The organism is Desulfotomaculum sp., from assembly GCA_003513005.1.
GTDB lineage: Bacteria > Bacillota > Desulfotomaculia > Desulfotomaculales > Nap2-2B > 46-80.
In genome coordinates this window covers 1-4,664 of the sequence record DOTD01000003.1, presented here as the reverse complement: position 1 = coordinate 4,664, position 4,664 = coordinate 1, and the positions used below count along the sequence as shown (strand labels likewise).

The window sequence follows — 4,664 nt, the reverse complement described above, 5'->3', positions numbered from 1 at the left end:
TGGATAAGTTTATGGTTGATATATACTTTTCCTGTCTTTTTGTTTTTTGTAGTAATAGTGGCTATATGCATATTGTTATTATAATCCAGAGACACTGTTGTGTCAATGGCATAATAAAATAGGGTACTACATTGGTGATTTTGATGTTTTTGGACTGTTTATGAATACATGAATGCAGTAATGGTGCGGCTTACATCCAACCCATATTTATCCGGAGGGGTGTTTTGGGCTAATTATGATCTTGGGGAGGGGAAAGTTGGGTTAATTATTACGATAATCTTCTCGCTGTTCTCGGCGCTGAACTCAGGATTGATTTTGTCAGGAAATACATGGCTCTTGGAGAAATAAAAAAAGTTTTGGCAGAAGTAAAAAAAGGTTCAGGATGTTCGAACTCATAGAGAAACAGCGGAGCTTATCAAGCTTGCCCTATAATCTAGTGACCAACATATTTCATGTTGAAATAACATTAAGATAAAGACTGGTCTAGTGAGTAGTATGATTGAGCTTATTTAAAGGTGGGCAAAATGTTAATCCGCTGGAAAGCCGTAAGAAACCAACTTTATGCCCAATTGGAGCAAAGGATATGGGACCAAGGCAAGGTGAAAACTAAAGTAGTCACTTATTTGGGTAAGACACCATTTGAAAAACTACTGCAAATGCTCCGGGAAGGTAAAATCACGGTGGACGAAGTGGCTCAAATTAGGTACCGTGAAAAGCCCATTGCCTTTCAAGACATCATGGTATATGCGCTGGCCATGGAATGCCGGGGAACGCCATGGGCACGGGTTTCTTTCCTGGAGGAGGTTTTCGGTAGTAAATAGTCTTACATAATTGAGTAATCTTAGGTTGGTAAACAGTAATTAACTGGTTAACTAATTAAATCTTTTTGATTTGGAAAGGGTGTAGTGATACGTCTATGGAAAGCCCCTGCAAAGCCTTAATATCTGAGCATTCTTACTTAAAAGTATCAAAGAAATTGAACCATCAAAATGTGGAATATTTCCTGGCGTTGACGTATCATTTTTTTTATTGACATTCGTATTTGCGCAATAACTTTTAGACTAAAGAAAACGACCTCAAAGCCAGTATACATAAGGCCTAGAGGCTGTTTTATCGTCTATTTGTCTGCAAAAGTCAGGTTAAAAGCCAATATGTATTTTAGAAAAATTTAGGGGAATATTTCCCGGATAGTAGTATCTAGTAGTTACTGGTTATTCTTCCTTATAAAAACTTGACAGTAATGTTTTTATCTTCTAAAATAGGCATGTTAATTTTAGGGGTTTTTATAATCATTTGTTTTTTGGAATGAAAGAAGGTTCAGGTTTGAAAGAAGAAAAATGTTTTTATATCACTACACCAATATATTACCCTAGCGGCAGCCTGCACATAGGACACGCTTATACCACCGTCGCTGCCGACGCATTTGCCCGTTTTAAGCGGTTTACCGGGCATGATGTATGGTTTTTAACCGGTTCTGACGAACACGGCCAGAAGATCGAGCGCTCCGCCCGTGAAAAAGGGAAATCTCCGCAGGAATATGTTGATCCGATCGTCGAGAGCTTCAAAGTCCTCTGGGAAAAGCTGCTGATCAGTAACGACGACTTTATCAGAACTACGGAAGAAAGGCATAAAAAGGCGGTACAGGCCGTTTTTCAGAAGCTTTATGATCAGGGGGACATCTATAAAGCATCATATAAAGGCTGGTACTGCACACCGTGTGAGGCGATGTGGACGGAAGCCCGGCTTGAGGAAGGCATGTGCCCGGACTGCGCCAGGCCTGTCGAGGCGGTCGAGGAGGAAAGCTATTTTTTCAGGATGTCCAACTATGCAGGACGCCTGCTTGATTATATAGAGGCAAACCCCGACTTCATCCAGCCGGTGTCCAGGCGGAACGAGATGGTCAGTTTTATCAACAGCGGCCTGGAGGACCTGTGTGTTTCCCGGACGACTTTTAAATGGGGCATTCCCGTACCCTTCGATCTCAATCATGTCATTTACGTCTGGGTGGACGCCCTGACCAATTATATATCTGCACTAGGCTATGCAAGCGATGACGAAACTCTGTACAAGAAATTCTGGCCCGCCGATGTTCACCTGATGGCCAAGGATATTGTCCGTTTTCACAGTATCATCTGGCCAATCCTGTTGATGTCCGCAGGTATAGAGCTTCCCCGGCAAATTATAGGGCACGGCTGGCTGCTGATGGAAAGCGGCAAGATGAGCAAATCCGTCGGCAATGTTATCGATCCCCTTGAGCTTATCGACAAGTACGGCGTTGACGCTGTTCGCTATTACCTGCTTCGGGAGATGCCGCTCGGCACAGACGTCTATTACTCGGAGCAGGCGCTGATCAAGAGGATTAATATGGACCTGGCCAATGACCTGGGCAACCTGGTCAGCCGTACCCTGGGGATGGTTCAGAAATATCTCGGAGGAACGGCCGGGAATCCGGGGCAGCCCGAGGGGGTTGACCTGGAGCTGATCGATTTGGCCGTGGACCTCCCGTCCGCAGTCCGCGAACTGATAGACAAAAGGGACCTGTCGGGCGCTCTGGCGGCAATCTGGAAACTGGTCGGCCGGGCCAACAAGTACGTCGACGAGACACAGCCCTGGTCTTTGAACAAGGACCCCGCCCAAAAGGAAAGGCTGGCGACCATCCTTTACAATATGATGGAATGCCTGCGTTTCATCGGAGTGCTGGTGACGCCTTTTATGCCCCTTACGCCTTCGAAGATCTGGCCGCAGCTGAATATACAGGATAAACCGGAACTGCACACCTGGGATTCGCTGACCTGGGGCAGGCTGCCCGCCGGCTTGACGGTGAAGCGTGAACAGGCCCTATTCCCGAGGATAGAAGTGTAAAGTCATTAGATTTCGAGGTGATTCTTTTGAGCCCGGCACTGGATAACGGCACCCGCCTGATCCTGGCGGACAGCCATGCCCACCTGGTTGACAGGAAATTTGATTCTGACAGAAGAGAAGTTGTTGAGCGGTCAAGGGCGGAAGGTATGTCCCTGGTCATTGATGTGGGTTATGACCTGGATTCTTCCCGCCGCAGCGTTGACCTTGCCGGACAGGCGGATTTTATCTACTCAGCCGTAGGAATCCACCCCCACGACTCCGGCGAGGCGCCAAAAACCTATTTGGACGATCTTAAAAAACTGGCCGCACGCGACAAGGTTGTTGCCATAGGTGAAACCGGTCTGGACTTTTACCGGAATCTAAGCCCGCAGGACGTTCAGCGCCAGGTTTTCAGGGAGCAGCTTGCCCTTGCCCGGGAGCTCAACCTGCCGGTAATTATCCACAGCCGGCAGGCGCATGAGGATCTGCTGGATATACTGCGCAGTGACAAAGTCGGTCCGGCCGGGGGAGTTATCCACTGCTTTTCCGGCAGCCCGGAAATGGCCCGGGAGTGCCTGGGAATGGGCTTTTATATTTCCTTTGCCGGAGTGATAACTTATAAAGGCAACAATACCTTAAAATCAATCGCCGCAAGTGTGCCCCCGGACAGGATTCTTGCTGAAACCGATTCTCCTTTTCTTACACCTGAGCCGTACAGGGGAAAGAGAAACGAACCCCTCTATGTCCGCTATGCCATTGAAGAAATCGCCAGGATAAGGGAAATACCTGCTGCAGAACTCTCTAAAACCCTGCTTGAAAATACCCGCCGCCTATTTGGAATCAAATAGGCGGTTACAAATAAGGGGTCAGGCTTGACTTATTAAGATAATTGACTTATTTCACCTGTGAACATCAGCGTCCTCAGTTTTCCGGTACTTTAAAATTAACAAAAAAAGTAGTGCCTGCCGGGCTGGTTTATATGTCTATTGCTGCATTATGCCTGGCGGCTATTTTATAGCATACAGCGAGTCCTAAGCCTGTGCCGCAGTCTTTGGCGGTAAAAAACGGTATGCCCATTTTATCCATATGTTTAGGGGGGATTCCCTTACCCTGGTCACTTATCGCCAAAATAACATCTTTTCCGTTGCTGAAAGTTTTTACAGTAAGATAACCTCCGGGTTCCATCGCCTCTAGGAGAGTATTGCATAAACTCTGTTTATTTATGATTCCACTGCGAAAAGGGGCGTTTTTCTTTTCATTTGCCCATTCATGAAAAACTGACTGGAATAATCAACCATCTAAATGTCCATTATTTCGCCTACCATTACGGTTTTACGCCAGAATTGTGGGTATTATCCTTTATATTACCATCTATTACCAGCAAGTAGACAGAATACCCCCTTGACTATTGTTATTAAAACGTTAATTGCATGGTGGATATAAATCTGTTATAATAGAGATATTCTGAATAGAGATATTCTGTTTGAAAAAGTTGATAAATTGGTGATTTTGGCATTTCAAAATCCAAAACTTCTTCGTTATAGAGACCAATTTGGCGTTAATCAAGGGATTGACGATTGAAATATCTCCACTATGTAATTAGTGTTTTTTGTTATTTATAATTTCTGCAGCCCTTTTCCTTATATCTCCATTTAAGAAGCGGACGATTTGCTTGAAATTATGCCCAATGATTTTAAATCCAGTTACCAGTGTCGCTTTGGCTTTACCCCTTACCTTGAGTCTTCTAAGCTCCTTGTGAACACTTTAACGAGGAATTGGTTCCTTCAATAGCTGTACGTTTGCTGGTAGCTTCTTTTCTGGCC

Annotated in this window: 4 protein-coding genes; 3 read left to right on the top strand and 1 reads right to left on the bottom strand. The window is 45.3% G+C overall.

The annotated features are described in order from the left end of the window. Positions 1-524 precede the first annotated feature (524 nt). From DEH07_00140 to DEH07_00130, 3 genes are all read left to right on the top strand, one after another. Positions 525-821, top strand: coding sequence for a hypothetical protein (locus tag DEH07_00140; GenBank protein HBY02972.1), 297 nt, complete (start codon positions 525-527; stop codon positions 819-821). A 484-nt stretch (positions 822-1,305) separates the two neighbouring features. Beyond that, positions 1,306-2,862 carry a methionine--tRNA ligase gene (locus tag DEH07_00135; GenBank protein HBY02971.1) on the top strand — a complete coding sequence of 519 codons (1,557 nt, stop codon included), beginning with the start codon at positions 1,306-1,308 and terminating at the stop codon, positions 2,860-2,862. 59 nt (positions 2,863-2,921) lie between these two features. Beyond that, positions 2,922-3,689 carry a hydrolase TatD gene (locus DEH07_00130; protein ID HBY02970.1) on the top strand — a complete coding sequence of 256 codons (768 nt, stop codon included), beginning with the start codon at positions 2,922-2,924 and terminating at the stop codon, positions 3,687-3,689. Between the two features lie 127 nt (positions 3,690-3,816). On the opposite strand, the gene DEH07_00125 is transcribed toward DEH07_00130, so the two are convergent. Then, entirely contained in the window at positions 3,817-4,026 is a 210-nt protein-coding gene (locus DEH07_00125) for a hypothetical protein (GenBank protein HBY02969.1), read from the bottom strand. Positions 4,027-4,664: the final 638 nt, after the last annotated feature.